The organism is Acrocarpospora catenulata, from assembly GCF_018476525.1.
GTDB classification, from domain to species: Bacteria; Actinomycetota; Actinomycetes; order Streptosporangiales; family Streptosporangiaceae; genus Acrocarpospora; species Acrocarpospora catenulata.
The window spans coordinates 74,817-101,028 of record NZ_JAHCST010000014.1 but is presented as its reverse complement, the minus strand read 5'-3'; the positions used below and the strand labels follow the sequence as shown (position 1 = coordinate 101,028).

Genomic DNA, 26,212 nt, shown 5'->3' with positions numbered 1-26,212 from the left:
CTCCTCCCCCGACGTTCACTTAATCGAATAATATGGAGGACCCGGCCTCCTGGCAACCACGGTGCCGAGGACGGAGCGTGACATTTCACATCGCGAAACCCATCGAGGTGCAGTCCATGGCCATCCCCCGCCCCTTCGCCGGCATCCGTGTGATCGACACCTCCCAGGTGCTCGCCGCGCCGTACGCCGCGTACCAGTTGGCCCTGCTGGGCGCCGATGTCATCAAGGTCGAGAACCCCTCCGCGCCCGACTTCGTCCGCCAGGTCGGCACCGATCCCGCCCTGAACGACCGGAGCATGGGGACCCAGTTCCTGACGCAGAACGCCGGCAAGCGCTTCCTCACCCTCGACCTCAAGGACGAACGCGGGCGTACCGTGCTCAAGGACCTCGTGCGGGAGAGCGACGTGTTCCTGACCAACGCGCGCCCCGGCGCCTTCGAACGGCTCGGCCTCGGCTACCGGGATCTGGCGGCCATCAATCCCCGGCTGGTCCACTGCGCCGTCTCGGCGTTCGGCGCCCGCGGGCCCAAGCGCGAGTACACCGGGTACGAGAACGTCGTCCAGGCGACCTCGGGTTACATGTCCGCCAACGGGGACCGTCAACTGTATCCGCTGCGGCAGGGTTCCCCGGCCATCGACTACGCCACCGGGCTGACCGCCGCGTTCGCCATCGCCGGCGGCCTGGTCCACCTGCTGCGCACCGGCGAGGGCATGTCGATCGACGTCGGCATGATCGACGTCGCGGCGGCCCTGATGGCCTGCCACGTCACCTCGCACCTACGCGACGGCTTCGAACCCGTGCCGACCGGCAACACCATGGCCCTCGCCACCACCTCGATGTACGCCACCAAGGAGGGGTCGATCATGCTCGGCGCCTGCAACACCGCCCAGATGCAACGGCTCTGGACGCTCCTGGAACGCCCCGACCTGATCAAACAGGACCCGTTCAACTCCCCCGTCGCCGACTTCGACCGTGAGCACGCCGTCCTGTCCGCGATCATGCTCACCCGCACCGCACAGGAGTGGGAGGACTTCCTCCAGGAGCACCACGTCCCCGCCGCCCGAGTCCGCGAGACCCTCGCCGACTCTCTGAACGACGCCCAGTACGCCGAACGCGGCGCCTTCGCCCCGACGCAGATCCCCGGAATCGACGGCCCGCTGGGCATACCACTACTCGGCTTCATGCTCGGCACGGACCCACTCCTGCCGAACCGCCCGCCCATGCCCGCAGGCACCCACTCCCGCGAAATCCTCACCGAACTGAGCTACTCCGAGCAGACGATCCTCGACCTGCTGTCCGCCGGCGTGACGTCCACACCTCTTCCCTACAGTCCGCAACATGAGCGCGACCGGGAGTGAGGCTGAACGGAGGTCGGACCTGCTGTTCAGCAGTCATCAAGCCGGAGGAATGGCTACGCTGGGCGTCGCTTTGGCCACGCTGGAGGCACCCGGTGGGCACGGGATGCCCGCGGGCGCAACACTTGCCTGCCCTCCGATCGAACTTGGGAAGTGCGAAGGTGGTCGTCATGAGCTTGAAACGGCAGGACGAAGCCTTGAAGGACCTGGCCGAGGCGATCGAGAACGTGCGGATTCCAGACGCGCCAACCATCCGACAGGCCTTTGTCGAGCCGTACGTGGACGCGGAGGGTGAGGCGGCACTAAAGGCTCTGATCATTGTGGACGCACCCGACGGCCGACTTTACTCACGCGCTGCGAAAGCAGGTGAACAGGCTTGCTGCCGAACGTCACCTCGATGAGCACGTTTACGTCACACTGTTCACTCAGGAAGAGTACGAGAGTCGGGAAGACGCCGAAGGGCCGGTGGAAGGCAACAGCACGGGTGTCATTGACCAAGCCCTGACCCGGGATCAGCGGGACTGAGAGTCAGGCGTGACTTCAAGGCGGACGACTACCTTCACCTTGCCGACACCCTCGCGGGCCGTACCGCAGGACGTGGTCGTCCTCGGACCGCCTATCTGAGGCGTGCCACCTCAACGGCCTACTACGCGCTCTTCCATGAGCTTGTGCAGCATGGTGCTAGCTAGGAGGTTGTCGATGAGGGCCTCGGTATGCCGAGGATCGGCGGGAGCGGCATCAGCGCTGGGGGAGATCCCGTTGCACGCGCGCATCACGCGCGGCCAGGAGGACCTGCGCAGCCTGCTGCTGGGCTTCGACGTCGACCCGCACGACGAACGCCGGGTGCTCGATGACTACCTCGCCGCGCGCGCGACGGCCCCCGAGGACGGCCACCAGCCGCTGGCCGGGGAGCTCAAACTCCTCGACGTGTTCGCCGACCTCGCTGAGCTGAGCCGTAAGCGGTCGGCGGGAGAGGAGGCGGCGGTGACGGCCACGTGCACAGCGCCCGCGAGTACTTCCACGCCTACCTGCAGAGCCTGGACGTCGAGCGGGCCGGCCTGCCGGAAGCCTTCCAGACCAAGCTCGCCAAGGCGCTCAGCCACTACGGTGTCACCGAACTCACGCCCTCCCCCGATCTCGAGGCCGCTGTGTTTCGGATCTTTCTCGCCCAGCAGCGCACGGCCGCCGACGCCAAAGCCGTCGCGGCGTTGCTGCGCGCGTGGCTGCGGGAGCCGCCGCCGGACCAGACACTGCGCGAGCTCACCGGTCTCGCGCTGGAGCGGTTGGTGGCGGCGACCCAGGTCCGCTTCCCCGTGGTCTGCGACCTGGCGCGCGGCGTCGTGTTCGCCTGGTTCGGCCAACCGCTGCTGCACCGCAACCGCGCCCGTGTCTACGCGGGCGTCCGCAAGCATCTACGCCACCTGGACGCGCACCCCCGACGCACCGGACCGCGCAGAGCGCATCGCCGAGATGGTGCACAGCACCGAGCCGCTCGTGCGGCTGCTCGGGCAGCGGCTTGTCCGCGACAACCTGGACAACACGGTCATGCTGAAGGTGCTTACCCGGCGGAGGCGTCGGGGTCCACCGGCAGCAGCCAGGCGCCTTCGGCTCCGGCGCGGTCGATCCCCGCTGAGGTGAGTTGGTAGCCGAGCGTGTGCCGGGCGATGATCGGGCCCCGCGAGGTGGGCAGGAAGTGGTCGGTGGAGTTGTCCAGGATGAGCTGCACGATCTCGGCGGGCTTACCGGTGCGGGCGGAGATGTCCAGGGCCTCGGTGCCGGGGGTGACGTCGGCCAGGTCGACGTACCGCTTCTCGGCGATGGACACCACCTTGCTGGCGACGACGAGGATGTCCCCGTTCTCCAGTACGGTGCTGGTGCGGGTGGCACGTCGATGATGGTGCCTGCCAGGTCGTCGCCGGGCTGGAGTTCGGGGAAGGGCTCCAGGGCGAAGGCGGTGAAGCCGGAGGTCGGGGCGGCGGTCATCGGCGGGCTCCTGCGAAAATGAGGACGGTGTGCAGACGGGCGTGCGCGACAGCGAGCTGATCGGCCCGCTGCCCGGTGGCGGCGTGCTGCCCTGCGGTGAGCCAGTCGCGGACGCGCCGGATGTAGTGCGGCCACAGCCGGCGGACCGCATCGGGCGCTGACGCGCCTCCCCCGAGTCCGCGTCCGCACAGCCCCAGCCCCAGTCCAAGTCCACCCGTTCAGCCGCCGGTCGCCCAGATGACGCTCTCACCGGCCTCAGCCCCGGCCGGCCAACCGGTGACCGCGCGGGCCACCGGTTTCACCCCTGGGGAGACGGTGGAGTTCCAGTGGTCGAGCCCCGCGGGTTCCGGGCAACCCGTGACCACCACCGCCGACACCAAGGGCGCGACGAAGATCGACATCACCCCGGGAACCACTCCCGGGCAGTACACGATCAGCGCGAAGGGACTCACCTCCAACCGGTCGGCAAGCAGAACCGTCACGGTCACCAAGGCCGAGATCACCCTCTCGCTGTCGGCGTCCAGCGTCGCCGCCGGGGAGAAGTTCACCGTCTCCGCGCGCGGGTTCGACGACGGCGAGGAGGTCACCTTCACCCTCGATGACTCCCAGCTCGGCAAAGTCACCGCAAAGGTGGCGAGGCGTCCCTTGAGGCGACCGCGCCCGCCACCCCTGGTGCCGTCGGCATCGCCGCTACCGGCCGCACTCAGGACCGCCGCGCCGGCGCCTCCCTCCAGGTGACGGCCAGAGACCTGAGCGGGGTATGGCGGGAGGGAGACGGGAACATCGACCTACGTAAGACCAGCGCCGGCTGGGAGGGCTTCCGGATCACCCAAGTCGTCGAACCGCATTCCGGCTGCCCGTTCCCCGCCGGCGAAGTCGTCCTCCACATCTTCGGGAGCCACCCCAACTACACCGGCGAAATTCGCTGGGTCCACGGACAGAACGGCCACAACTGCCGATACGAGTGGGCCAACGCGACGACCGTCACCGTCAGCGCGGACGGTAACCAGGCCGAACTGGAGTCGACCAGCCCGTACGACAAGCAGACACCCGAGCGCATCGTCTTCACCCGGGTATCGCAGTAGGACCGACTCCCCCAGCCTGGAAGGAACGCCCGGCCAAGCCGGGAATCACGGCTGACGCGCGTGCAAGCGGCCGGCAAGCGGCTCTCAACGGCGTGGGCGGACCCTGCGGGCAGGCATTCTCACCCGACAGGAGAAGCGCGTGTCAGCATTACGGTCAACCGCGGTTATCGCGGCGATCCTCACTCTTTCCACCACGATCGCGGTGACCCCCGCCTACGCGGTCGTCACCAGCGCGTGGGTGCAGGGCGGCGAGCTCAACTACACGGCCGCGCCCGGCCAGGTCAACCACGTGGTGTTCACCCGCACCGATCCCAACACCTACCTCGTCGACGACATCGTCGCCATCACCCCGCTCGAAGGCTGCCTCCACCCCGACGCCAGGGACCTCACGCTGGTCCAGTGCACGGCCAGGTCCGGCTTCGGCGGCCAGCTCATCGTCGAGGTCGGCGACCTTGACGACATCGTCAACCCGACGGGCCCCAACCACGCCCTGATCGGCCTGGGCTCGGGCGACGACATCGTCTACGGCTACCCCGGCAGCATCGGCTCCCTGATCGACGGCGGCCCGGGCGACGACCTCATCCACTCCGGCCCCGGCCGGCACCAGATCGTCGGCGGCACCGGCAACGACACCGTCAGCTACATTGGCCGCGTCGCCCCGGTCACCGTCGACCTAGCCGCCTGCCCCTGCGGTGAGGCAGGCGAATCCGACACCCTGACCGGCATCGAGAACGTCACCGGCGGCTCCGCGTCCGACACCCTGACCGGCAACTCCCTCGCCAACACCCTGAACGGCGGAGGTGGCGACGACAATATCACCGGCAAATCCGGCAACGACACCCTGCTCGGAGGCGCCGGCGCCGACACGCTGACCGGCGGAGTCGGAGACGACACATTGATCGGCGGCCCGGGCAACGACACGTTGAAAGGCGGCCTGGGCAACGACATGCTCGAGGGCCGCCTGGGCAACGACACCCTGTGGGGCGGCTCGGGCAACGACACCCTGAACGGCGGCCTCGGCTTCGCCGACGACTGCACCGGCGGGTCGGGCGTCGACGTGGAAATCAGCTGCGAACTGTAATCCCGCCGGGACGGTCAGCCCTCGGTATGCGGCCGGTCAGCGTCGTCGCACGAGCCTCGGGTGATCGATGACCTGAGGAGCGCGACACGAAGAGCACGAGCATTCTGATCTCCGATGCCAGTATCGCCGGTCCGGCCCTGGCGTACTGGCTGCCCCGGTGCGGCTTCCGCTAGGTGCATCTGGAGTGGAGGCGCCTGCACCGCACCGGCATGCGCAAGGTCCAAGAAGGCTGGACGCTCTCCGCGAGCGGAACCGCGTCTGCCCGGTCTACGTCTCCAACGTGCCGCCTGAGCGGCGCCGATGTTCACGGCGGGCGGTAAGTAGTTGCAGCAGCGACAATCTGTTCGCTTATGGAGACGAAGGAGGTGAGTTGATGACTGTCGTGGAGACCACCGCTGTGCGCGGTGCCCGGACCATCCTCACTTCCCGGGCCTCGTCCTGACTTTCGCCCGCGTTCCTCCCTTTTGAAGGCGCGGCCACGTCGTCCCAGTCGGACAGGGACGGCTCGTTCGGCAAGGCCAGGAACGGGGAGACGTCCAGCGGATACCGCAACACTCCCCCGTGCCGCTCCGCCAGGTGCGCGTGGGCCCCTGTCAGGGAAGCCCACGCGGGATTGTCCAGAACCTCGCTCACCCAGGCACTTCGATCACGATCTTGCCCTGGGCGTGACCCTCCTCCACCACGCGCAACGCCCGCCCGGCCTCGGCCAGCGGGAAGGTCTGCGTCACGTGCGGATCCAGCACGCCCTCGGTGACCAGCCGGGCCACCGCGTCCAGCACCTCGCGGTTGCGCGCCCGCGCCACCCAAACGCCGCCGAGCGTCGCCACCGTCGCCCGATCCGCCGCCGTGACCAGCTTGGCGCGGTCCCCGAGCACCTCGGCCACCTCTTCCAAGGCGGTGCCGCCGACCAGGTCGACGATCGCGTCGATGCCGCCGGGCGCGGCGGCGCGTACCCGGCCGGCCGTCCCAGGCCCCGGCTCCACGTGAATGACGCCCAGCGAGCCCACGAGATCCTTCTTCGCGGCGCTCGCGGTACCGACCACACGCAGGCCGGCGTGGCGGGCGATCTGCGCGGCCGCCACGCCGACCCCGCCGCCCACACCGGTGATCAGCAACGTCGACCCGGGCGGCAGGCCGAGCTGCTGGAGGGCGTCGTACGCGGTGGCCGCTGCGACCGGCAGCGTGGCCGCGTCCTGGAACGAGACGTCGGACGGCTTGCGCGCGCTCAGTTGGACGGGAAGCAGGGTGTACTCGGCATAGCCGCCAGTGATCGGGTTGCCGAAGACCGCGTCGCCCGGCGCGAAGTCCGTGACGCCCGGACCAACCTCGGCCACCCGGCCGGAGACCTCGCTGCCGAAGACGGCGGGCAACGCCTCCGGGGGCGCGCCCGGCGGGGTGTATCCGGTCCTGCGCTTCCAGTCGACCGGGTTGACTCCGGCGGCCCTGACCTCGACCAGCACCTGTCCCGGACCCGGGACCGGCCGGGGCAGGTCGGCCAGGCCCTCCACCTCAGGGCCGCCGTGCTCGCGATAGACGTAGGCTCTCGCCATCAAACTTCCCCCATTCCTGATTGTTCAGCTCTCTTGCGCATTTCAGGCCCCCTGCCTGGGGAGACCGGGTGGGTTTATCTGGGACTGCGGGATCGCTTCGTTGCTCAGCCCCCAGCGAGCCAGCACCTCCGCGTACTTGCCGTTGCCGATCAACGTGTTGAGCGCCTCGTTGAGCGGTTTGACCAGGCCGTTGTCCTTCTTCGTCATGGCGGCGATGAGGCCCTGGAGATCCGGCCCGGCGCCGGAAGCGGTGCCGACGATGCGGGAGCCGCCGCTGACCGCGATGTTGTAGGCGATGGCCGGGTTGGGGCCGAAGTAGGCCTGAATGCGGCCCGACTTCAGGGCCAGCAGCGCATCGCCGTACTTGTGGTAGTACGAGATCTCCGCCGGCTTCAGGCCGGCCTGCTTGTTCTGCTCGTCCCAGTCGAGCAGGATCTTCTCCTGGTTGGTGCCGGAGTCCACCGAGACACGCAGGCCCGCGATGTCGGCCGGCTTGCCGATCTCCTTGATCGGGCTGGAGTCGATCACCTGCCAGCCGAGCTGGTCGATCCGGTAGGTGGCGAAGTCGTAGGTGTCCTTGCGCTCCTCGGTGACGGTGACGTTGTTGAAGACGGCCTCGTACTTGCCGGACTTGGTGCCCAGGAACAGGTTCTCCCACGAGCTGTTCTCCGGCGCGACCTCCAGGCCGAGCACGTCCGCCACCAGCTGGGCGAGGTCGGTCTCCACCCCGATCAGGGTGGTGTCGTCGGTGGCCGGGAAGACCAGCGGCGGCGAGCCCTCCCCGCTGAAGCCGACCGTCAGCTTGCCGTCCTCGGCGATGGCGGCGGGCACCTGGGCGGCGAGGGCGTCCACCTTCTCGGCGCGCACCCGGTTCTGGTCCGGGCCGGTGTTGATCGTCTGACCGCCCACGGCCGGCGCGGCCGAGCTGGGCGCGGTGGCGGGCGCGAGCGTGGGCTCCTCGCCGCACGCGGCGGCGAGGAGCAGCAGCGAGAAGGCGGGTACGGCGGCGGCCCGCCGTAAGGTAAGGCGCATCAGGGTTCCTTGTCGCTCAGAGGACTTTGCCGATGAAAGCGCGGGTGCGTTCGTGCCGGGGATGGTCGATGACCTGAGACGGCGGGCCCTGCTCGACGATCAGGCCGGCGTCCATGAACACGACGGTGTCGGCCACCTCACGGGCGAAGCCGATCTCATGGGTGACCACGAGCATGGTCGTGCCGCTGCGGGCCAGGCCCTTCATCACCTCCAGTACCTCGCCGACGAGTTCCGGGTCGAGGGCGGAGGTGGGCTCGTCGAACAGCACCACCTTGGGCTCCAGGGCGAGCGCGCGGGCGATGGCCACCCGCTGCTGCTGGCCGCCGGAGAGCGTGCGCGGGTAGGCGTCGGCCTTGTCGGCCAGGCCCACCCGGTCGAGCAGCCGGTCAACGAGCGCGTCCACCTCGGCACGCGGACGCCGCTGCGCCGACCGGGGCGCCTCCGAGACGTTCTCCCGGACGGTGAGGTGCGGGAACAGGTTGAAGTTCTGGAAGACGAAACCGATGCTGGTGCGCTGCCGGAGGACCTCCCGCTCGGGCAGCTCGTGGAGCCGGTCGCCGGAGCGGCGATAGCCGAGCAGTTCCCCGTCCACCTCGACCGTGCCGGTCTGGATCTTCTCTAGGTGGTTGATCGTGCGTAGCAGCGTGGACTTGCCGGAACCGGACGGGCCAAGGATGACGGCCACCTCGCCCTGCCGTACGCGGAGACTGACGCCGCGCAGCACCTCCAGGGAGCCGAAGCTTTTGTGCACGTCGGTCAGCTCCACCATGACTGTCACGAGCGCCCCCTGCCGTAGTAGCGCTCGACGTAGTACTGGCCGATGGACAGGAGAGTGGTCAGGATCAGGTACCAGATGGCCGCCACCAGGAGCAGGGCCATCACCCGGCCGTTCCGGTTGTAGATCACCTGGACCTGGTAGAACAGTTCGGGCAGGGCCATGATGTAGACCACCGAGGTGCCCTTGACCAGGCCGATGATCTCGTTGCCCGCGTTCGGGACGATGGTCCGCATGGCCTGCGGCAGGATGATCCGCAGCAGCCGCCGCGCCCGGGGAATGCCGAGCGCCGCGGCGGCTTCGCGCTGGCCGGGATCCACGGACAGCAGACCGCCCCGGACGATCTCTGCCGCGTACGCGGCCTGGTGCAGGGCGAGCCCGAGCGCCGCGGCGGCGAGCGGGCTGATCAGGTCCATCGTGCCCACGTCGAAGAAGCCCGGACCGAAGGGGACGCCGAAGGACAGGCGCGGGTAGAGCAGCGCCAGGTTGTACCAGAACAGCAGCTGCAGGATGAGCGGCACCGACCGGAACAGCCAGACGTAGCCCCAGGCGACCGAGGACAGCAGCCGGTTGGACGACAGGCGCATGAGGGCGAGCACGGTCCCGAGCGCGAACCCGAGCACGATGCCGAGCGCGGTCAGCTCCATGGTGAGCAGCACCGACCGCACCACCGAAGGCGCGAACAGATACGCCCCGACGACCTCCCACTCCCAGGCCGGATTGGTGACCAGGGCGTTGGCCACCATGGCCAGCAGCACGAACACGACGAAGGTCGCCAGCCAGCGCAGCGGACGCCGGGTCGGGACGACCTTCGGCGCAGCCCCGCCGGGCTGTTTCGGCGGTGGCTCGGTCCGGGCTTCGGTGACCGCCGTCCTCTGGCCTGGCGGGGACGGCCCGGGTCCGCGGCCACCGGGACGCCGCTCTTTCCAAGGTTCGCTCACACCCCAAACCTCAGCACCGCTCGAAGTTCCCGTCAAGTCCTACTTGTTTAGTAGGTTTTTTGCGCCGGTCGACTGCCTGCGCTTCTCGCCGCCGATCTTGCAGGGCGCCGTCTTCGCGTGACATCGGTGATGATCTTGGCCACCACCTTGTCGACGGCTCCGAAAATTCATGTAAATCAGGTAGGAATTATTGACTTTTCGATCGATGTGCCTAGCTTTGTTGTATGAGTCTTGTTCGGTGGCACTCCCATCGGCCGGGCCCGGACTTGATCGCCGCCGGTGCCGTCGTCGGCCGGTCGCCGCTCCTGGTGGCCCGGCTGGAGATCGACTTGTGCCGCTCGCATTCCGCCAGGTGTCTCCCTCTCTCGCTCACTGATCACCTGACCGAACTGACGAGGGAGCACCATGTCCAAGACCATCATCAACCACAAGAGGTTCGCCGACCGGGCGGCTGAGCACGCCCTCATCGACATCGATTCGCGCCTGGCCGCCATCGACGCCGATGCGGTGGAGCAGCGGGTCGCCATCGTACGGGAGCTGATCCATCTCGGCGAAGGGCAGCCCGACCTCTCCCCCCACCGGCTACGGCGCGAACTCCTGGAGCTCGACAACGTCTTCGAAGAGTACGTTGAGGGGACCATCCTTCGTGTCGCCCTCGCGGCGACCGGCGAGGAGTACACCACAGAACGCAAGCGGCTGCTCGCTGTCTTCAACGAGCTGGACGAACGGCTGAGGCATCGCAGATTCCTGCTTGGCCCGCGGATCACCATGCCCGATCTGCGGCTCTGGACACTGCTCGTCCGGTACGACCTCGGCTACAACCCCCTAATCAAGATCAGCAAGCTACGGCTGGTCGACTTGCCACAGCTGTGGGCCTACGCCAGGGACCTCTACCAACTCCCGCCGTTCCGCGACACCACCGACTTCGCCGCGATCGCCAGGATGGCCCAGACCTCACCGGCGTCCCCCCGCGAGGCGCCCTGGCGTGTCCTGGTCGAGCCGTACGCCGGTGACTGGGAGTCCCCGCACGGGCGTGAGGCTCTCGCCGCGTACCGGTAAGGGAGACGGTCGGACCGCTGACATCGGCCAAGAAGACGATCGAGGAGGAGGCATGACAGTCGACGGCAGAGCAGAAGAATTCGTCCTGAGCTGGCAGGACTGGCATCGGCGGCCCGGAGCCGGCATCGGCATGCCCAGCGACGCGAGCTCCGACCTCCACCAGCGGCCTGACACCACCCGGGCCTTCCCGGACATCTGCTCCGCAGCCCCCAAACCAGGACGAACCCGGTTCGGAAACCCCTAAAACGACAAGATCCCGCCTGATCACGATGATCAGACGGGATCCCGTCAACTTCAGTCCAGCCGTTTCAAGAATGGCCCCCTTCGTAACCGGAGGACTTCACCTATTCGCAGCGCTTCAACCCGGGACTACTGCATCCTCGGACAGCACGCTTGGTCCCTGATCTGCGGTGCCATGCCACAACTGGACGCGGACAACATGACCAACGCACCGAATTCAATCTGGCCTCCGCCGCTTCCACCCCGGTCTGGCTGTGGGTACCGCACCCCAGGCCGGCGACGATGGCTTCCGCGATCCGGCGGTCGGGCGTCTCACCGGCGACAGCGTGGTAGAGCGCGCCCGTGGTGCCCTTTCCCAGCGCCGGCCGCGACGACTTCGGCGCGTCCGCTGTCGAGGTCGCCCGGCAGCGGGATGACTCCCCGGCTCCCCAGCCGGGGACCCGCCTAGGCGGACCGCCCCAGGCCGCGAACTGATGCCCGGGGGTTCACGAAGGAACAGTGCTCAGTTCGCCGCCGTCGGCGGCGATGACCGTGCCGTTGATGTAGCTGCTGGCTTCGCTGACCAAAAACAGCACGATCTGCGCGATCTCCTCCGGCTCACCGATCCGGCCTCGGAGATTGGCCCCTCCGAGAGCGTCGAGGCCGTCCCCGAACATCGCCGTGGTACCTGCGGTGCGGATCATGCCGGGCGAAATGCCATTCACCCGGACACCGTTCGCGCCGAACTCGGTCGCCCAATACCGGGTCAGCACGTCGACGGCCGCCTTGGACGCACCATAGGCCGCGCCGACCGGGGCAGCGAAAGTGGACGCACGGGAGTTGATGTTCACGATGAACCCGCGGCCACGCTTGGCCATGGCCGGCGCCAGAGCCCCGACGAGCAGGAACGGTGCCCGGGTGTTCACCGCGAACTGCCGGTCGAAGCCCGCGACGTCGGTGCCGGGCGTGCCGGCGAGTTCGTAGATGCCCGCGTTGTTTACCAGAATGTCGAGGTCACCGGCGTCGGCGGCCAGCCGCAGGACGTCGTCGGCGTCGGTCAGGTCGGCGGCGATGAAGCGGGCTTTGCCGCCCTGCCCGGTGATCTCCTCGACCAGCTCGGCACCCCGCTCGGAGTGCCGCCCGTGCGCGACGACCTCGGCCCCGTGGCCGGCGAGCGCCAGCGCTACGGCACGGCCGATACCCGCCGTCGCGCCCGTCACCAGAGCGGTGGTCCCGTGCAACGTCATCTCGGTGTTCATGGGAGCTGACTCGCTTTCTGTCATCGATGCGCCGGCAATTGTCCCGGCTTCGGCCAACGTCGGATAGTCGATGTAGCCTTCGTCACCGCCGCCGAACATGGTGGCCAGGTCCACGTCTGTCATCGGCGCGTCCTGACGGAACCGCTCGACGAAGTCCGGATTGGCCAGGGCAAGCCTGCCGATCGGCACGACGTCGGCGAGACCGGAGTCCAGATCACGCACCAGGTCGTCTCGCGTGCGCCCGTCACGGACCACCAGCAGGGGGCCGGTCCACGCGGTGCGGATCGCGGTGAGCACGTCCTCCCGTCCGAAGTCGTAGATGTGCAGGTAGGCCAAGCCCAGGGAATCGAGGCTACGAGCGAGATACCGGTATAGCTCGAGGCCGTCAGCGCCCTCGTCGACGTCGCCGTGGGTGTTGTAGGGCGAGAGCCTGATCGCGGTGCGGTCCGCGCCGATCTCGTCGGCGACCGCCGACACCAACTCCAGGACGAACCGCGCCCGCCCGGCCACGGAACCGCCATACGCGTCGGTTCGGATGTTGGAGTTGACGCCCAGGAAGGAGTGGATCAGATAGCCGCCCGCGCCGTGCAGTTCGACTCCGTCCGCGCCCGCTTCGACGGCCTTGCGCGCGGCGTGGCGGAACTCGGCGATCACGCCGGGAATCTCGGCCTCCGCCAGTTCACGAGGGGTCGGCGGCTGCTGCAGCCCGGCAGCGGTGAAGATGGGAGCAGCGGGCGCCACAGCCGAGACACCCACCGGCTGGCGATGGTGTGGAGTGTTGTCCGGGTGCGCCATCCGGCCGGCGTGCATGAGCTGGATGAACAGGTGACCGCCGGCTTCGTGGACGGCATCGGCGATCTTTCGCCAGCCCGCGACGTGATCGTCGGTGTAGATTCCCGGCGTGAGGGGATAGCCCTGGCCGTCCTCGGAGGGCTGGGTTCCTTCGCTGATGACCAATCCGAGGTCGGCGCGCTGGGCGTAGTACCGGGCCGCGGAGGGTCCGGGGGTGCCGTCGGGAAGCGCGCGGCTACGCGTCATCGGTGAAAGCGCGAAACGGTGCCGGAGAGTGAGCCGGCCGAGGGTGACCGGTTCCCAGACGCGGTTGGACATGGGTGTGCTCCTCAATGGTCGGATGTCGTTTGGTGGTGTGCTCAGGCCAGGAAGTCGTTCAGTGTGGCCACGAACCAGTCCGGAGCTTCTTCCGCGATGAAGTGCCCGGTCGGCGCGGACACCACGGTGAGGTTCTTGACGTGCTGCGCCAGAACGTCGGGCCCCACCGGTTCGTGAGCTCCCGCGCGCATGACCAGTACGGGCACCGCCACGGACTGCTGCTCGAGCAGGCGCCGGGTGTCCGCGCCATCGCGCAGCATGGTTCGGTAGTGCTCGAAGCCGCCACGCAGCCGAGCACGTCCCCGGTAAGCATCGGCGTAGGTCTCGAGATCGGCCTGGTCAAACGTGCCGGCATTGCTCATGGCAGTGAACGTGGCGGTGAAGAACTCCAGCTCATGGCCGTCGAACAGCATCTCCGGCAGGTGTGGGGCCATGAAGAACCCGAAATGCCACATGCCACCCTCGGCGACGTTCATGGCCTCTTCCAATCCGAGCCCTGGCAGCAAGGGGTCGAGCAGCACCACAGCCGAGAGATCGGCCGGATGCGCCAGCGCCCAGGCGAAGGCGACCGTGGCGCCGATGTCGTGCCCGGCCACGACGGCCGGTCCCGCGAGATTCAGGGTCGTGAGCAGACCACGCATGTCTTCGACCTGGTCGAGCTTGCGGTAGCCGTCCTCGGCAAGGTCGCTGGCACCGGTTCCCCGCAGATCCGGCGCTACCACGGTGAAGCGCTCGGCCAGGGCCGGCATGACGTGTCGCCAGATGCGTGAAGTCTGCGGCCATCCGTGCATCAGCACCAGCGGCGGGCCATCACCCCCAACAGTGACCGCCAGACGAGTGCCGTTGGTGTCCACGAGGCGCGTCCGGAACCCGGCAGGCAACCAAGGGTGATCGAGTGAATTCATACGATCAGTATCCATAGTGGATAGTCTACTTACAAGACTATCCACTAAGTAGCTCGTCTACCTTGCATGTCATCTCGGCGAGGACCTACCATCGAGTGATGACGCCCAGAGCAACCGCGCGCAAGCCCCCGGCCGATGACCCCGAAACCGAACCCATCGGCCTGGACAGCGACCTGGGATGGGCGATCCGCATGGTGTCCGGCGCGTTTCGCAGGACCGCCACCAGCTCCGTCGCCGCCCTGCCCGGCGGCCCCCGGGGCTACCTGGTGCTGATGGCAGTCGTGTCGGGACCACCCCGCTCCCAACTCGCTCTCGCCCAGCAGGCGGCGCTGAACAAGACTGTGATGACGTACCTGCTCGACGACCTGGAGGCCGCCGGCTTGCTCACCCGTCAGCCGGACCCAGTCGACCGCCGAGCGCGTCGAGTGCTCATCACGGAAAAGGGCACCCAGGCTCTGAACGCGGCCCGCGAGCGCCTGAGCGCGGCGGAGGCACAGCTGCTGGCCGATCTGGATCCCGCCGAGCAACAGCAGCTGCGGATGCTGCTGGAGCGGGTGGCGCAAACCGCCCACCGAGAAGAAATCGACCCCGAAGAATGCGGACAATGAGACGGCCAAGGTGCGCCGGCATGATCGCTGCGGGACAGACAAGCCGGAACCGTAGTGCTCGCATTCGTCGAGCCGTGAAGATACTTCGCCGCCGGCGATTGCGAGACGCCCGAGCAGTGATCCGGCCAGTCTGCTAAGGCCCCACGGGAAACGGAAAGGTTGACGATCAGCGTGCCGGGCGTACCCGAACTCGACCGCCCGGCCGAGCTCCTCCAGGGCAAGGCACGTGGAGCGCCCGGTGCGCGGAGACGCGCACGCCGGGTGCGGCGGGCAGGCCGGGGAAACCCACCGTGAGCAATCACGGCAGGGCCCGGTCCGACCCAAGCCAGGTACAAGCGTTTGAGCTAACCCGGATCGGGATCCCCACAGCCGATCGGGCCAGCAGAAGATCATTACTTAGCTATGTCCAGCCACTTCATTCCGGGGGCCTGGGAGGCCGGTCTGCATCATCGAGGTCCACGCCCTGAGCTCTGCCGTTGCCGGTCTGTGCGCACGGATCGGCCGGTTGGTCATGGATTGTGATGGGCTGTGCCGTTGGTGTTGTCGCCGGTGGAGATGGCCCGTGATCCTGGGGGCATGAGCGGCGTGGGCGAGGATGGTGGCCGGTGGGCCAAGCAGGTCGTTGCGGCGTCGTTGCTGGTAGGGGTCGCGATCGGGCTGGTGGGCAATCTGGCGACCGGCACCGTTCAGGTGGCCGGGACCGCCAGGTGGTGACCGGCGAGCCCGGCGCCAGTTGGAGTGAGCGGCCGCTGGCGGGCGACACCGACCACATCGTGCAGCGGTTTCGCGGGCTGGAGCACCGCCAGCTGGTGGTGATCGGCGAGCCGGGCGCGGGCAAGAGCGTATCGGCGACGGCCGTCGGTCAGCAGCGTCGCCAGGACGGTGACCAACGCTTGCTCCGCTGCGTGACCACGTCGTCCTTACGGGAGCTGTCCGGCCTGCGGCTGAACGACCTGATCCCCGCAGTCAACGGGGCCGTTCCTACTGGGCCTGGCCGTCGTAGTCGAGGGTGAGGTCGCCGACCGTGGGGTGGTGGAAGGTCTTGGTGTCCGGTGTGGTGGAGGCGGACGTTGTGCTGGGCCCAGCGGGTGCGGAAGTCGGCGCTGTGGGTGGACAACTCGCCGATCAGATCGGTGAGGTCCTTGCTGTAAGGGTCGCGGCTGGCTTCGGTGCGCAGCAGGGCGACGGTGATGTCGGCGGAGAGGTCCCAGTCAGGGAAGAAGTCGGGCCCGGCCGGATCGAGGAACTGAAAGCGCGCGATGTTGGCCGGTCGGGGGCGCGTCGGGCTCTGGCCGGGGTACGAGGTCTGGAAGACGGGCCAGTACATGGCGCGGCCGAGGCGGTTGGCGGCCATGATGTCCATGCGGCCGTTGCGGATGATCGCGGGGGCATCGGTCGCGTCCAGCATCCGCTGCAGCCCGGGCCGGACCTTGTGGGCGGGGCGGCGGGGACGGTGCCCGGCGCCAGCCGCACGGGCCAGGTCGAACAGATGGGCCCGTTCGGCGTCGTCAAGCTGCAGGGCGCGGGCGACGGCGTTCAGGACGTCGTCTGAGACGCCGGTGATATGGCCTTTTTCGAGACGGGTGTACCAGTCGGTGCTCACGCCGGCCAGGACGGCGACTTCCTCGCGGCGCAGGCCCGGCACCCGGCGGCGCCCCAGGTGCCGGCCCGGCCTGCTGCGGGCTGATTCTCGCGCGCCGGCTGGTGAGGAAGTCGCGGATCTCGTCTCGGTTGTCGTGCAGTCTTCACTGTAGGGAGCGGCCCGCAGGGCGGAAGGGGATAGAGGTTGTCCCCCCGATAAGCGCGACCTCCCGCCCGTGAGCTGGAGCATCGTGGAGGAGGTCGGCAGCCAGGTCACGACCATCAGGCCGGGCCGGTTCGTGGTCGGCTCGTTCTGGGCCTCCGACAACACCTGCGCGATCTGCCGGGCGGGCTACCAGAGCGCGTGCGTCCACCGCGGGCTCATGGGCACACTGGGCACCCAGGCCCAGCTGGCGCGGGTGCCGCTCGCCGACGGCACGCTCGTCGCGATCCCCGACATGCCGGATGCGGACCTGGTCCCGAGCCTGCTGGCCGCCTCCGACGTCCTGGGCACCGGCTGGTTCGGCGCCGTCGCCGCCGAGGCAGGGCCGGGTAAGACCGTCGCCGTCGTCGGTGACGGCGCGGTCGGCCTGTGCGGGGGTCCTGGCCGCCAAGCAGCTGGGGGCCGAGCGGATCATCGCGATGAGCCGGCACGCGCCGCGGCAGGAGCTCGCCCGCCAGTCCGGTGCCAGCGAGATCGTCACCGAGCGCGGGGACGAGGGCGTGGCCAGGGTCAAGGAGCTGACGGGCGGGTTCGGCGCCCACAGCGTCATTGAGGCGGTCGGCACTCAAGAGTCGATGATGCAGGCCATCCACTCCACCCGCCCCGGCAGCCACGTCGGCTTCGTCGGTGTCGCCCACGACGCCGCGTTGCCCGGCGACGAGCTGTTCTTCTCCCTGGTGCATCTGCACGGCGGCCCGGCGCCGGTGCGTCAGTACCTGCCGGAGCTGATCGACCTGATCTGCAACCGCGAGATCGACCCCGGCAAGGTCTTCGACCTTACCCTGCCGCTGGAGCAGGCGGCCGAGGGGTACAAAGCCATGGACGAACGCCGCGCGATCAAGGCTCTCCTGCTCCCCTGACCGATATCCCGCCCCCAGAGGATGCGCGCCCCGGCAACGATCTCCGACAACCTCGGGCCCATCCGGGCGCCTCGACCCTCTACCTCGGCGGGCACCCCCAACACCACGTCGACAGAGGCTTCCTCCGCAGCGCGTCAGGTCGAAGGGCAGCATCGTGCGCTTCACCGCCGGCGATACCTCTGTCGACGTCATCATGGGGGCCGAAAACGCCACAACTCGGGACTTTCTCGCGATGCCCCCTCGCCATCTCCTTCGAGGAATTCAACGGCCGAGAGAAGATCGGCTACCTCCCCCGCAAGCTGAACACCACCGGCTCGCCGGGGTCAGACCCTGAAGACGGCGATCTCATCTACTTCGTCCCCTGGGGCAACCTCGGCTTCTACTACAACACCGCTGGCGTCGGCTACTCAGATCAGGTGATCCATATCGGCACCTACAACGCCACCGCCGAACAACTGCAGCGGCTGCAGGAAGGCGATGTCACCGTCGCGCTGGCCGAATGAGCCGAATGGAGCGTGGGGATGGTCCCTTCAGTCGTGGCGGACAAGGCTGCGGTAGTCCGCACATCGACCACGACGGATCCCTGGCGACCAGGCCACAGACCCGCGTAGGGCCTGGTGGAGCCGGTTTGCTGGACGTTGCCATACACGCAGCGGGCGCTCACCACGTTCCGATCACGTCCGCGCCCATCATTCATAGCAGGAGCCGGTCGAGAAGCCGCGCGGCGGGCACGGCGCGCGCCTCGACCACGTCGAAGCCGGGCCCGTCGAGCCCGTGCCGGGCCGCGTTCCACACCGCCGCCGCGCATATCTGGTCGTCCACTCTGGGCGCCTCTCGCCCTTCGGCCAGCGCGGCTGGGTGCGCCGCACACCGGACCCGACCGACGGACGTTACACGCTCGCGATCCTCACCGACGACGGCTGGGACAAGATCGTCGCGACCGCGCCCGGCCACGTCGCAGAGGTTCGCCGCTTGGTCTTCGACCCGATGACCAAGGCGCAGCGGAAACAACTGCGCGAGATCGGCGCCCGGGTGTTGCGCGCCGTAGATCCAGACGGCCCGCGCCCTGGAACCCACCCCTTCTGACCAACGCCTCAGAGCACCACACATGTCGGAGGCAGCTCAGATGCAGCTCGGGTGGTGCTTGAATCCTTTGGACACTTTGTCTGTTCGGACCACTCTGCGGCCGCCCTGCTAACGATCGAGAAGGCGCAGGAGTTGATCACCGCGATCACCGGTCGATGGGCGGAAAGCCCGCTCTGACCTGGACGCGTTACCCACTCCCCGCTGCTCCCCGGAGAACGCCACGACCTTGAACAAACCGCCCGCGCACAGCACGAACTGTGGGGCAGGGAAGCTCTCGTTCACGCTCTCATCACGCAACTCCTGCTCCGCTGGTGCGCCACCGCGACCGGCGAGACCCCCGGTCAGGTTCTCCAACGCCTTGCACTGACCCTGGACGGCCAACTCGATGATCCCGGCCATCGACGCACCCAGGGCACTGACCATGCCCTCTCCTACGGATCGAAGGTCTCGGTCATGTCCGCCGGTCAGGTCCTTTCGATGCGCAGGCCGGCGGGGATCGGGTTGATGGCACGGATGGCGGCGACGGCGAGCAGTTCGGATTGCCGGTCGTTCATGATGTTGAAGAGGAAGCGGGACTCTTGCCGTGACCGCCAAAGCCCCAGGCCAGCGGGACCTGGTATCTTGAGGGGAGATTTACCTACAATCCCGACATGAAATACCTGTTTAGCCGGCTCGGCCGGCACCCCGCACACGGAGACCCCCGATGAAACTGCACCGCGCCCTCGCGACCCTCACCACCACCTCTCTTCTCGTCGCCGGGCTGGTCTCCTGCGGCGGTGACCCGAGCCCCCGGAGCACCGCCGAGGGTTCCGCCGCGCCGCTCCGCAAGATCCAGGTCTCCCTCGACTGGACGCCGAACACCAACCACACCGGGCTGTACGTGGCCAAGGCCAAGAACTTCTACGCCAAGCACGGGCTCGACGTCGAGATCATCCAGCCGGGCGACGCCGACCCCTCCGCCCTGGTCGCCGCGGACAAGATCCCCTTCGCGGTCGGCTACCAGGAGGCGCTCACCCAGGCGCGCTCGCAGGGCGCCCCGCTGGTCTCCATTGCCGCGATCATCCAACACAACACCTCCGGCTTCGCCTCGCCCAAGGACCGCCCGCTCACCCGCCCCGCCGAGTACGCCGGCAAGACCTACGGCTCCTTCGGCGGCCCCATCGAGGAACCCCTGCTCAAGACGATCGTCAAGGCCGACGGCGGCGACCCGGCCACGATCAAGACGGTCAACGTGGGCAACGCCGACTTCTTCGCCGCCACCAAGAAGGGCATCGACCTGGTCTGGATCTTCTACGCCTGGACGGGCATCGAAGCCGAACTGCGCGGCGAATCGGTCAACATCCAGTACGTCAAGGACTACGACAAGGCACTCGACTTCTACACGCCGATCCTGATCACCAACGAGACGCGGATCAGGAAGGACCCCGCCCTCGTCAAGGACTTCCTCGCCGCCACCTCGGAGGGCTACGCCTACGCCGCCGCCAACGTCGCCGAGTCCGCCGACATCCTGCTGGCCGCCGCACCGGATCTCGACGCCGAACTGGTGAAGAAGAGCCAGGAGTGGCTCAGCCCGCGCTACCGGGACGACGCGCCGCGCTGGGGCCAGCAGAACCCGCAGATCTGGTCGGACTTCTCGGCCTGGCTGTTCCAGCAGAAGGTGCTCGACGTCGAGGTGGACCCGGCCAAGGCGTTCACGAACGACTTCCTGCCGGCCAATGGCTGAAACGTCGCCGGGCCCCCGGGCGCGGCGCTGGGTTCCGCCCCTCGTCGCGATCGTGCTGATCCTGGCGGCCTGGCAACTGTTCACCGTCCTGTCGGGGATCGACAGGTGGTTGCTGCCGAGCCCGGCCGACATCGTGGCGGCGGGCGGGGCCGACCGCGAGTCGCTGGCCGGCCACACGCTCGCCACGGTACGGCTGACGCTGCTCGGCTTCTCGGCGGGCGTGGCCATCGGCCTGCTCGTCGCGGTGGTGCTGCACGTCGTGCCGGTGCTGCGCGCGGCGGTCTACCCGCTGCTGGTGGTCAGCCAGAACATCCCCACGATCGCGCTCGCCCCGCTGCTGGTGGTCTGGCTGGGTTTCGGGGTGCTGCCCAAGGTGATCGTGATCGTCCTGGTCTGCTTCTTCCCGGTGGCCGTGGCCACGCTGGACGGCCTGGCCAGGACCGATCCGGTGACGACGAACTATCTCCGGATGAGCGGGGCGAACCGGCGGCAGCTCTTCGCCAAGCTGGAGTTCCCGAACGCGCTTCCTGCCGTGTTCTCCGGCCTCAAGATCGCGGCGACGTACAGCGTGTTCGGGGCGATCATCTCCGAGTGGCTCGGCAGCGAGCAGGGCATCGGCCGTTACATGATCATTCAGAAGTCGGCCTTCCGCGCCGACCGGATGTTCGTCTCGATCGCGATCGTCGTGCTGATCAGCCTACTGATCTTCGGTACGGTCGTGCTGCTGGAAAGGATTCTGGTCCGTGGCCGACCCAGGCGTGACGCCCATGAGTAGCGAGCCGGCGGTCGCCCTGGAGGTGGACGGCGTCCACAAGTCCTTCCGCCGCGGGCAGGAGACGCTCCCGGTCCTGGTCGACATCTCCCTCCGCGTGGAGAACGGGGAGTTCGTGTCGATCGTGGGACCGTCGGGCGGCGGGAAGAGCACCTTGTTCCACATCGTCGGCGGCCTGCTGGCGGCCGACCGGGGGACCGTACGCGTCGGCGGGCAGGACGTCGCCGGCCGCCGCGGGCTGATCGGCTACATGCCCCAGCAGCCCGCGCTCCTTCCCTGGCGCACCATCGAGAACAACGTGGTGCTGGCCAGGGAGATCACCGGGGAGCCCCGCCGCAGGTCCAGGGCGCTCGCCCGCGAATGGCTGGCCAAGGCCGGCCTGGACGGCTTCGCGTCGGCCTACCCGCACACCCTCTCCGGCGGCATGCAGCAGCGGGTCGCGTTCCTGCGCGCGCTGCTCAGCGACCACGAACTGCTCCTGCTGGACGAGCCGTTCAGCGCGCTGGACGCCATCCTCCGCGTCGACATGCACCGCTGGCTCCTGGACATCTGGGAGGAGAACCGCCGCTCCATCCTGTTCATTACCCACAACGTCGAGGAGGCCTTGCTGCTCTCCTCCACCGTGTACGTGTTCACCGGGCGACCGGCCACCGTACTGGAACGGGTCGAGGTGCCCTTCGCCCGTCCCCGCCCCGACGAGGTGGTCGACGACCCCGAGTTCGTCCGGCTGAAGCGCCGGCTGACCCACCTGCTCAAACACGATCCAAGGCAAGCAAGATGACCCACCTGCGCGTAATGCTGGAATATTTCCACCCATGGACCAACGCGGCCGGTTTCTACGTCGCCAGTAGCGCGGGGTGGTACCGCGAGGCCGGCTTCGACGTCGAGATCGCCGTACACGACCCGCTGCGCGGCGACACGCTGGCCCACCTGTCCCGCGGCGAGACGCACTTCGGCGTCTTCCCGACCAACCGCCTGCTCGTACGGCACGCCGCCGGCGAGGACCTGAAGGCCGTCGCGGCGATCAACCATCGCGGCATGGAGACCATCCAGACCGTCACCGGCCTCGGCATCGAGCGCCCGCGCGACCTGGCCGGGAAGCGGCTCGCGCTCAACCCGACCCCCCGCGGCGTGGCCATGGTCCGCCATCTCGTGGCCGCGGACGGCGGCGACCCCGACGCCCTCGTCCTGGTGAACAGCGGTTCCCGCGAGCTCAGCGTCGACGACATCGCGGCGGGCGAGGCCGACGCCACGTTCGGCGGATACTGGGCGTGGGACGCCCTGATGGGCGACCTGCCGGGGGACCGGAGGGTGATGTGGCTGGTCGACGAGATCGGCGTGCCGCCGTACCACAGCTACCTGCTGGGCGTCGGGCCCGCGCTGCGGGACGAACCGGACCTGATCCGGGACTTCCTGGCGGTCACCGAGCGGGGGTACCGCACGGCCATTGAGGACCCGGGCCAGGCCCTGGCGATCCTGGACCGGGTGATCCCGTACTTCCCCCGGAAGCTGCTGTCCCGCTCGCTCGAACTCATCGCGCCCACCTGGACGCACGGCGGCCGATGGGGCGAGATCCGGGACGAGCTCATGCGGTCCTACGCCCAATGGCTGGCCGTCAACGGCGTGCTGCCCACGGCCGACGGCTGGGCGGAGGCCGTCAGGACCGATCTCCTGCCTGATTCGGCGGCCTCCCGGTGACCGGGCCACTACGACCTGATCATCGTCACGGCCAGGGTGTGGGACGTCCCGCCCGCATGGCGCGACCGCTCGTCGATCCGGCCTGGCTCGCCGAACGGGCCACCCGTCCCGGTCTGGTCGTGCTGGACGCCACCGTGGCGCTCGCGGCTCCCCGCCATGACGGGGATCACCGGTCCTCCTCGGGGCGGGACGGGTGGGCGCGGGAGCACATTCCCGGCTCGGTCCACGCCGACCTGCTCCACGATCTCAGCGACCCAGGCTCGCCAGTCCATTTCGCCCGGCCGGCTCCCGCCGTCCTGGCCGAACGCCTGGGCGGGCTCGGCGTCACCGACGGGACCACCGTGGTGGTGTACGACACGGCCGGGGGGCTGTGGGCGGCGCGGCTGTGGTGGCTACTCCGCTGGATAGGGGTCGACGTCCACGTTCTCGACGGCGGCCTGCGGGCTTGGCGTGACGCCGGGCTGCCCACCGAGGCGGGGCTCGCGACCACGACGACCACGACGCCCGGATCGCTGACGCCGCGCCCGCGAGACGGGTACTGGGTCGGTAAGGATGATCTGGTCTCCTGGTCGGAGGGCACCGTGGCGGCGACGGTCGTGTGCGCGCTGTCTCCCGAGGCGTTCCGCGGCGAAGTGCCGTCACGGTACGCCCGGCGCGGCCACATCCCCGGCAGCGCCAACGTGCCCGCGCGCGGCCTGACCGGCCCGGACGGCAGATACCTTCCGATTGCGGAACTGCGGACGGCGACCACGGACCTCGGCGACGGCCCGATCTGGGTGTACTGCGGCGGAGGGATCTCAGCCGCCAGCCTCGCGCTCGCCCTGACCCTGCTGGGCCGGGACGACGTGGCTGTCTACGACGGCTCCCTGGAGGAATGGGCCGCCGACCCGGCGCTGCCCCTGACCGTAGGAGAACAACGGTGACCATCCTCCCCGACGACGTCCGGGCATTCCTCGACGCCCCCGAATTCGCCGTCCTGGCCACCACCGAGCCCGACGGCCGCGCCCAACTGTCGGTGATGTGGGTGGGGCGCGACGGCGACGACCTGATGATGGCGACGAAACGCGGCCGCCGCAAGGTGCGCAACCTCCAGCGCGACCCCAACGCCAGCATCCTGGTCTACTCCCGCGCCAAGCCCACCCGGTACGTCGAGATCAGAGGCACCGCGAAGATCACCGACGAGGACGCCCGCGCCCTCGTCGACAGGCTGGCCAGGAGCTACACCGGCCGGGAACACACGCTGGGCGACCCCGACGAGGAACGGGACCGCGTGGTCATCCGGATCACCCCCGACCGGGTCCGCTACCAGCTATGAGACAGGCCGACGAGATCACGGCGTGGCTGCGGGACCGCCCCCCGCAGGCCGGGCGCACCCGCATCCTCGCCGTCGAAGGACGCTCCGGATCGGGCAAATCCACCCTCGCGGCGGCCTGCGCCAACAAACTGGGCGCACCCGTGGTACGGATGGACGATCTCTACCCTGGCTGGGACGGCCTGTCGGCCGGGATCGACGCGCTGGTCGAATGGGTGCTCCGCCGCCTCGGCGCGGGACAGCCCGCCCGATGGCGACGATACGACTGGCACCGGGGCGAGTACGCCGAATGGCACGACGTGCGGGCCACGGACACCCTCATCGTCGAGGGCGTCGGCGCCGGCGCGCGCCCGGCGGCGCCGTACCTGAGCGGCCTGATCTGGCTGGAGGCCGCCGACGAGATCCGCAGGTCCCGGGCGCTGGCCCGGGACGGCGACAGTTACATCCCGCACTGGACCCGCTGGGCGGCCCAGGAGGAGCGCTACTACACGCGCGACGACGTCCGTTCCCGCGCGGACCTGACGATTTTCACGGATTGAGGGACCACCCCATGGCCAAACGGATCAGGCTGCACGGCCTGCGGCAGTCGACGGTCGGCCACACCGCGATCGGGCTCTGGCGCCATCCCGACAGCCAGGCCCACCGCTACCGCGAACTGGACTACTGGGTGGAGACCGCGCGGATCCTGGAGCGGGGTGGATTCGACGCACTGTTCATCGCCGACGCGCTCGGCCCGCTCGACGTCTACCGGGGCAGCGTCGACGCGGCCCTGCGGGACGGCATCCAGACCCCCACCGACGACCCGCTGCTGGGCATCAGCGCCATGGCCGCCGCCACCCGCCACCTCGGCTACGCCGTCACGGTGTCCACCACCTACGAACAGCCCTACACGTTCGCCAGGAAGATGGCGACCCTGGACCACCTGACCGGCGGGCGCATCGGCTGGAACATCGTCACCTCCTCCCTGGACAGCGCCGCCCGCAACCTCGGCCGGGACACCCAGCTTCCCCACGACGAGCGGTACACCGTCGCCGAGGAGTTCATGGAAGTCGTCTACAAACTCTGGGAAGGCAGCTGGGAGGACGACGCCGTGGTGCGCGACGCCGAGACCGGCGTCTTCGTCGACCCGGCGAAGGTCCATCCCGTCCGCCACCACGGCAAGCACTACCGCGTGCCGGACATCGCCCTGTTCGAGCCGTCCGTCCAGCGGACCCCCGTGCTGTACCAGGCCGGCACCTCACCCGCCGGACGCGCCTTCGCCGCCCGTCACGCTGAGGGCGTCTTCCTCAGCACCTACCGCCCCGACATGGCCCGCACACTCGTCGACGACGTCCGGGAGCGCGCCCGGCAAGGCGGGCGCGACCCCCGATCACTGAAGTTCTTCGCCATCGCCACCGTGATCGTGGCGGCCACCGACGAGGAAGCGCACGCCAAACTCCGCGACTACCAGCGGTACGCGAGCGTCGAGGGCAGCCTCGCCCGCTGGAGCGCGCTCATGCACATCGACCTGTCCGGCCTCGACCACGACACCCCGCTCGAGTACGTCGACACGGACGGTATCCGCGGCATGGTCGAGCTGTTCACCACTCTCGACCCCACCACGCGCTGGACCCCCCGCGCGATCGCCGAGTTCGTCGGCGTGGGCGGCGGCGGCCCCGTCATCACCGGTTCCCCGGCGACGGTTGCCGACGAACTGGAACGCTGGCTTGACGAGGCCGACCTGGACGGCTTCAACATCGCCGACCCGGTGCCGCCGGTCACCTTCCGCGATTTCGTCGACTTGGCCGTCCCGGAACTTCGCCGGCGCGGGCTCGTCTGGAATGACTACCCGGGCGGAACCCTGCGCGAGAGTTTCTACGGCCCCGGAGTCACCCGCACACATCCCGACCATCCCGCGTCGGCGTACCGGCGACGGCCGCTGGGATGATCCCTGTGGCCGGGACTTTCGTGTGCGCGCCCGAGTGGACTCGAACGTCCGTCGAATCAACCGCTCAG

At 68.8% G+C, this 26,212-nt stretch carries 30 protein-coding genes and 2 pseudogenes; 21 read left to right on the top strand and 11 right to left on the bottom strand.

Annotation, left to right across the window (positions count from 1 at the left end):
* Nucleotides 1-77 precede the first annotated feature (77 nt).
* The 3 genes and pseudogenes from KIP79_RS17170 to KIP79_RS17160 all read left to right on the top strand — a co-directional run.
* Entirely contained in the window at nucleotides 78-1,358 is a 1,281-nt protein-coding gene (locus tag KIP79_RS17170; protein WP_214105822.1) for a CaiB/BaiF CoA transferase family protein, read from the top strand.
* Nucleotides 1,359-1,525: 167 nt separating this feature from the next.
* Entirely contained in the window at nucleotides 1,526-1,756 is a 231-nt protein-coding gene (locus tag KIP79_RS17165; protein ID WP_214105821.1) for a hypothetical protein, read from the top strand.
* Nucleotides 1,757-2,105: 349 nt separating this feature from the next.
* Nucleotides 2,106-2,924, top strand: a pseudogene (locus KIP79_RS17160) (ATP-binding protein); the annotation flags it as partial.
* On the opposite strand, the gene KIP79_RS17155 reads toward KIP79_RS17160, so the two are convergent.
* Nucleotides 2,914-3,489 carry a coenzyme F420-0:L-glutamate ligase gene (locus KIP79_RS17155; RefSeq protein ID WP_250213381.1) on the bottom strand — a complete coding sequence of 192 codons (576 nt, stop codon included), beginning with the start codon at nucleotides 3,487-3,489 and terminating at the stop codon, nucleotides 2,914-2,916. The pseudogene KIP79_RS17160 and the gene KIP79_RS17155 sit on opposite strands and share 11 nt — an antisense overlap.
* A gap of 86 nt (nucleotides 3,490-3,575) precedes the next feature.
* Here KIP79_RS17155 and KIP79_RS17150 point away from each other — a divergent pair, with 86 nt between their 5' ends.
* From KIP79_RS17150 to KIP79_RS49475, 3 genes are all read left to right on the top strand, one after another.
* Entirely contained in the window at nucleotides 3,576-4,076 is a 501-nt protein-coding gene (locus KIP79_RS17150; protein ID WP_214105818.1) for a hypothetical protein, read from the top strand.
* Nucleotides 4,073-4,423 (top strand): hypothetical protein, encoded by a 351-nt coding sequence (locus tag KIP79_RS17145; RefSeq protein WP_214105817.1) that lies wholly within the window; start codon nucleotides 4,073-4,075, stop codon nucleotides 4,421-4,423. Before KIP79_RS17150 ends, KIP79_RS17145 begins: the two co-directional genes overlap by 4 nt.
* A 139-nt stretch (nucleotides 4,424-4,562) precedes the next feature.
* Nucleotides 4,563-5,504, top strand: a complete 942-nt coding sequence (locus tag KIP79_RS49475; protein WP_214105816.1) for a calcium-binding protein — start codon at nucleotides 4,563-4,565, stop codon at nucleotides 5,502-5,504.
* A 629-nt stretch (nucleotides 5,505-6,133) separates the two neighbouring features.
* Here KIP79_RS49475 and KIP79_RS17135 read toward each other — a convergent pair.
* The 4 genes from KIP79_RS17135 to KIP79_RS17120 are packed head-to-tail and all read right to left on the bottom strand — an operon-like array spanning nucleotide 6,134 to nucleotide 9,802.
* Nucleotides 6,134-7,054, bottom strand: coding sequence for an NADP-dependent oxidoreductase (locus KIP79_RS17135; RefSeq protein ID WP_214105815.1), 921 nt, complete (start codon nucleotides 7,052-7,054; stop codon nucleotides 6,134-6,136).
* 42 nt (nucleotides 7,055-7,096) lie between these two features.
* Nucleotides 7,097-8,086, bottom strand: coding sequence for an ABC transporter substrate-binding protein (locus KIP79_RS17130; protein WP_214105814.1), 990 nt, complete (start codon nucleotides 8,084-8,086; stop codon nucleotides 7,097-7,099).
* A gap of 16 nt (nucleotides 8,087-8,102) precedes the next feature.
* Nucleotides 8,103-8,855: an amino acid ABC transporter ATP-binding protein gene (locus tag KIP79_RS17125; RefSeq protein ID WP_214105928.1), complete on the bottom strand. Its 753-nt coding sequence runs from the start codon at nucleotides 8,853-8,855 to the stop codon at nucleotides 8,103-8,105.
* A gap of 5 nt (nucleotides 8,856-8,860) precedes the next feature.
* Nucleotides 8,861-9,802 (bottom strand): amino acid ABC transporter permease, encoded by a 942-nt coding sequence (locus KIP79_RS17120; RefSeq protein WP_308169759.1) that lies wholly within the window; start codon nucleotides 9,800-9,802, stop codon nucleotides 8,861-8,863.
* Between the two features lie 405 nt (nucleotides 9,803-10,207).
* On the opposite strand from KIP79_RS17120, the gene KIP79_RS17115 reads away from it, so the two are divergent.
* Together KIP79_RS17115 and KIP79_RS17110 are read left to right on the top strand one after the other, a co-directional pair.
* The gene (locus KIP79_RS17115) at nucleotides 10,208-10,861 is read left to right on the top strand and encodes a glutathione S-transferase C-terminal domain-containing protein (RefSeq protein WP_214105813.1); all 654 of its coding nucleotides are present in this window, start codon (nucleotides 10,208-10,210) and stop codon (nucleotides 10,859-10,861) included.
* Between the two features lie 52 nt (nucleotides 10,862-10,913).
* On the top strand, nucleotides 10,914-11,105 hold the full coding sequence (locus KIP79_RS17110) for a hypothetical protein (protein WP_214105812.1): 192 nt from the start codon (nucleotides 10,914-10,916) through the stop codon (nucleotides 11,103-11,105).
* Nucleotides 11,106-11,586: 481 nt separating this feature from the next.
* Here KIP79_RS17110 and KIP79_RS17105 read toward each other — a convergent pair whose 3' ends face one another.
* Complete coding sequence (locus KIP79_RS17105; RefSeq protein ID WP_214105811.1) at nucleotides 11,587-13,449, bottom strand: SDR family oxidoreductase; 1,863 nt, start codon at nucleotides 13,447-13,449, stop codon at nucleotides 11,587-11,589.
* A 41-nt stretch (nucleotides 13,450-13,490) separates the two neighbouring features.
* Nucleotides 13,491-14,369: an alpha/beta fold hydrolase gene (locus KIP79_RS17100; RefSeq protein ID WP_214105810.1), complete on the bottom strand. Its 879-nt coding sequence runs from the start codon at nucleotides 14,367-14,369 to the stop codon at nucleotides 13,491-13,493.
* A gap of 83 nt (nucleotides 14,370-14,452) precedes the next feature.
* Between KIP79_RS17100 and KIP79_RS17095 the strand changes: the two genes are divergently transcribed.
* Both KIP79_RS17095 and KIP79_RS17090 read left to right on the top strand, forming a co-directional pair.
* Nucleotides 14,453-14,962: a MarR family winged helix-turn-helix transcriptional regulator gene (locus KIP79_RS17095; protein WP_214105809.1), complete on the top strand. Its 510-nt coding sequence runs from the start codon at nucleotides 14,453-14,455 to the stop codon at nucleotides 14,960-14,962.
* A gap of 576 nt (nucleotides 14,963-15,538) precedes the next feature.
* On the top strand, nucleotides 15,539-15,676 hold the full coding sequence (locus KIP79_RS17090; RefSeq protein ID WP_214105808.1) for a hypothetical protein: 138 nt from the start codon (nucleotides 15,539-15,541) through the stop codon (nucleotides 15,674-15,676).
* Here the strand turns inward: KIP79_RS17090 and KIP79_RS17085 are convergent.
* Nucleotides 15,649-15,852: a hypothetical protein gene (locus KIP79_RS17085; protein ID WP_214105807.1), complete on the bottom strand. Its 204-nt coding sequence runs from the start codon at nucleotides 15,850-15,852 to the stop codon at nucleotides 15,649-15,651. The genes KIP79_RS17090 and KIP79_RS17085 overlap by 28 nt on opposite strands.
* Complete coding sequence (locus KIP79_RS17080; protein WP_308169758.1) at nucleotides 15,825-16,607, bottom strand: helix-turn-helix transcriptional regulator; 783 nt, start codon at nucleotides 16,605-16,607, stop codon at nucleotides 15,825-15,827. Before KIP79_RS17080 ends, KIP79_RS17085 begins: the two co-directional genes overlap by 28 nt.
* A 184-nt stretch (nucleotides 16,608-16,791) precedes the next feature.
* Here KIP79_RS17080 and KIP79_RS17075 point away from each other — a divergent pair.
* Nucleotides 16,792-17,626 (top strand): annotated as a pseudogene (locus tag KIP79_RS17075) (zinc-binding dehydrogenase); the annotation flags it as partial.
* A complete protein-coding gene (locus tag KIP79_RS50070; protein ID WP_372453598.1) occupies nucleotides 17,623-18,129 on the top strand; it encodes a cyclophilin-like fold protein in 507 nt (168 codons plus the stop codon). The pseudogene KIP79_RS17075 and the gene KIP79_RS50070, both read left to right, overlap by 4 nt.
* Nucleotides 18,130-18,319: 190 nt before the next feature.
* Here the strand turns inward: KIP79_RS50070 and KIP79_RS48400 are convergent, their stop codons facing one another.
* Entirely contained in the window at nucleotides 18,320-18,448 is a 129-nt protein-coding gene (locus KIP79_RS48400) for a hypothetical protein (protein ID WP_256447296.1), read from the bottom strand.
* A 36-nt stretch (nucleotides 18,449-18,484) separates the two neighbouring features.
* On the opposite strand from KIP79_RS48400, the gene KIP79_RS17070 reads away from it, so the two are divergent.
* On the top strand, nucleotides 18,485-18,712 hold the full coding sequence (locus tag KIP79_RS17070; protein ID WP_214105806.1) for a winged helix DNA-binding protein: 228 nt from the start codon (nucleotides 18,485-18,487) through the stop codon (nucleotides 18,710-18,712).
* Nucleotides 18,713-18,820: 108 nt separating this feature from the next.
* On the opposite strand, the gene KIP79_RS17065 is transcribed toward KIP79_RS17070, so the two are convergent.
* Nucleotides 18,821-19,135, bottom strand: coding sequence for a hypothetical protein (locus KIP79_RS17065; protein WP_214105805.1), 315 nt, complete (start codon nucleotides 19,133-19,135; stop codon nucleotides 18,821-18,823).
* Between the two features lie 280 nt (nucleotides 19,136-19,415).
* Here KIP79_RS17065 and KIP79_RS17060 point away from each other — a divergent pair, with 280 nt between their 5' ends.
* The 8 genes from KIP79_RS17060 to KIP79_RS17025 are packed head-to-tail and all read left to right on the top strand — an operon-like array spanning nucleotide 19,416 to nucleotide 26,144.
* A complete protein-coding gene (locus KIP79_RS17060; RefSeq protein ID WP_214105804.1) occupies nucleotides 19,416-20,435 on the top strand; it encodes an ABC transporter substrate-binding protein in 1,020 nt (339 codons plus the stop codon).
* Complete coding sequence (locus KIP79_RS17055; RefSeq protein ID WP_214105803.1) at nucleotides 20,428-21,210, top strand: ABC transporter permease; 783 nt, start codon at nucleotides 20,428-20,430, stop codon at nucleotides 21,208-21,210. Before KIP79_RS17060 ends, KIP79_RS17055 begins: the two co-directional genes overlap by 8 nt.
* Entirely contained in the window at nucleotides 21,203-21,988 is a 786-nt protein-coding gene (locus tag KIP79_RS17050; protein ID WP_214105802.1) for an ABC transporter ATP-binding protein, read from the top strand. Before KIP79_RS17055 ends, KIP79_RS17050 begins: the two co-directional genes overlap by 8 nt.
* Nucleotides 21,985-22,905, top strand: a complete 921-nt coding sequence (locus tag KIP79_RS17045; RefSeq protein ID WP_214105801.1) for an ABC transporter substrate-binding protein — start codon at nucleotides 21,985-21,987, stop codon at nucleotides 22,903-22,905. Before KIP79_RS17050 ends, KIP79_RS17045 begins: the two co-directional genes overlap by 4 nt.
* A 56-nt stretch (nucleotides 22,906-22,961) precedes the next feature.
* The gene (locus tag KIP79_RS17040; RefSeq protein ID WP_214105800.1) at nucleotides 22,962-23,828 is read left to right on the top strand and encodes a sulfurtransferase; all 867 of its coding nucleotides are present in this window, start codon (nucleotides 22,962-22,964) and stop codon (nucleotides 23,826-23,828) included.
* Nucleotides 23,825-24,220, top strand: a complete 396-nt coding sequence (locus KIP79_RS17035; protein ID WP_214105799.1) for a PPOX class F420-dependent oxidoreductase — start codon at nucleotides 23,825-23,827, stop codon at nucleotides 24,218-24,220. Before KIP79_RS17040 ends, KIP79_RS17035 begins: the two co-directional genes overlap by 4 nt.
* Entirely contained in the window at nucleotides 24,217-24,756 is a 540-nt protein-coding gene (locus tag KIP79_RS17030) for a nucleoside/nucleotide kinase family protein (protein WP_214105798.1), read from the top strand. Before KIP79_RS17035 ends, KIP79_RS17030 begins: the two co-directional genes overlap by 4 nt.
* A gap of 11 nt (nucleotides 24,757-24,767) precedes the next feature.
* A complete protein-coding gene (locus tag KIP79_RS17025) occupies nucleotides 24,768-26,144 on the top strand; it encodes an LLM class flavin-dependent oxidoreductase (protein ID WP_214105797.1) in 1,377 nt (458 codons plus the stop codon).
* Nucleotides 26,145-26,212 lie beyond the last annotated feature (68 nt).

What these genes read in the sequence shown, in the direction of transcription:
- KIP79_RS17165 (WP_214105821.1), top strand. Translation starts at nt 1,526, where the DNA reads ATGAGCTTGAAACGGCAGGACGAAGCCTTGAAGGACCTGGCCGAGGCG.
- KIP79_RS17155 (WP_250213381.1), bottom strand. Translation starts at nt 3,489, where the DNA reads ATGCGGTCCGCCGGCTGTGGCCGCACTACATCCGGCGCGTCCGCGACT.
- KIP79_RS17150 (WP_214105818.1), top strand. Translation starts at nt 3,576, where the DNA reads ATGACGCTCTCACCGGCCTCAGCCCCGGCCGGCCAACCGGTGACCGCG.
- KIP79_RS17135 (WP_214105815.1), bottom strand. Translation starts at nt 7,054, where the DNA reads ATGGCGAGAGCCTACGTCTATCGCGAGCACGGCGGCCCTGAGGTGGAG.
- KIP79_RS17130 (WP_214105814.1), bottom strand. Translation starts at nt 8,086, where the DNA reads ATGCGCCTTACCTTACGGCGGGCCGCCGCCGTACCCGCCTTCTCGCTG.
- KIP79_RS17125 (WP_214105928.1), bottom strand. Translation starts at nt 8,855, where the DNA reads ATGGTGGAGCTGACCGACGTGCACAAAAGCTTCGGCTCCCTGGAGGTG.
- KIP79_RS17115 (WP_214105813.1), top strand. Translation starts at nt 10,208, where the DNA reads ATGTCCAAGACCATCATCAACCACAAGAGGTTCGCCGACCGGGCGGCT.
- KIP79_RS17110 (WP_214105812.1), top strand. Translation starts at nt 10,914, where the DNA reads ATGACAGTCGACGGCAGAGCAGAAGAATTCGTCCTGAGCTGGCAGGAC.
- KIP79_RS17105 (WP_214105811.1), bottom strand. Translation starts at nt 13,449, where the DNA reads ATGTCCAACCGCGTCTGGGAACCGGTCACCCTCGGCCGGCTCACTCTC.
- KIP79_RS17100 (WP_214105810.1), bottom strand. Translation starts at nt 14,369, where the DNA reads ATGGATACTGATCGTATGAATTCACTCGATCACCCTTGGTTGCCTGCC.
- KIP79_RS17095 (WP_214105809.1), top strand. Translation starts at nt 14,453, where the DNA reads ATGACGCCCAGAGCAACCGCGCGCAAGCCCCCGGCCGATGACCCCGAA.
- KIP79_RS17090 (WP_214105808.1), top strand. Translation starts at nt 15,539, where the DNA reads ATGAGCGGCGTGGGCGAGGATGGTGGCCGGTGGGCCAAGCAGGTCGTT.
- KIP79_RS17065 (WP_214105805.1), bottom strand. Translation starts at nt 19,135, where the DNA reads ATGGTCAGTGCCCTGGGTGCGTCGATGGCCGGGATCATCGAGTTGGCC.
- KIP79_RS17060 (WP_214105804.1), top strand. Translation starts at nt 19,416, where the DNA reads ATGAAACTGCACCGCGCCCTCGCGACCCTCACCACCACCTCTCTTCTC.
- KIP79_RS17055 (WP_214105803.1), top strand. Translation starts at nt 20,428, where the DNA reads ATGGCTGAAACGTCGCCGGGCCCCCGGGCGCGGCGCTGGGTTCCGCCC.
- KIP79_RS17050 (WP_214105802.1), top strand. Translation starts at nt 21,203, where the DNA reads ATGAGTAGCGAGCCGGCGGTCGCCCTGGAGGTGGACGGCGTCCACAAG.
- KIP79_RS17045 (WP_214105801.1), top strand. Translation starts at nt 21,985, where the DNA reads ATGACCCACCTGCGCGTAATGCTGGAATATTTCCACCCATGGACCAAC.
- KIP79_RS17040 (WP_214105800.1), top strand. Translation starts at nt 22,962, where the DNA reads ATGGCGCGACCGCTCGTCGATCCGGCCTGGCTCGCCGAACGGGCCACC.
- KIP79_RS17030 (WP_214105798.1), top strand. Translation starts at nt 24,217, where the DNA reads ATGAGACAGGCCGACGAGATCACGGCGTGGCTGCGGGACCGCCCCCCG.
- KIP79_RS17025 (WP_214105797.1), top strand. Translation starts at nt 24,768, where the DNA reads ATGGCCAAACGGATCAGGCTGCACGGCCTGCGGCAGTCGACGGTCGGC.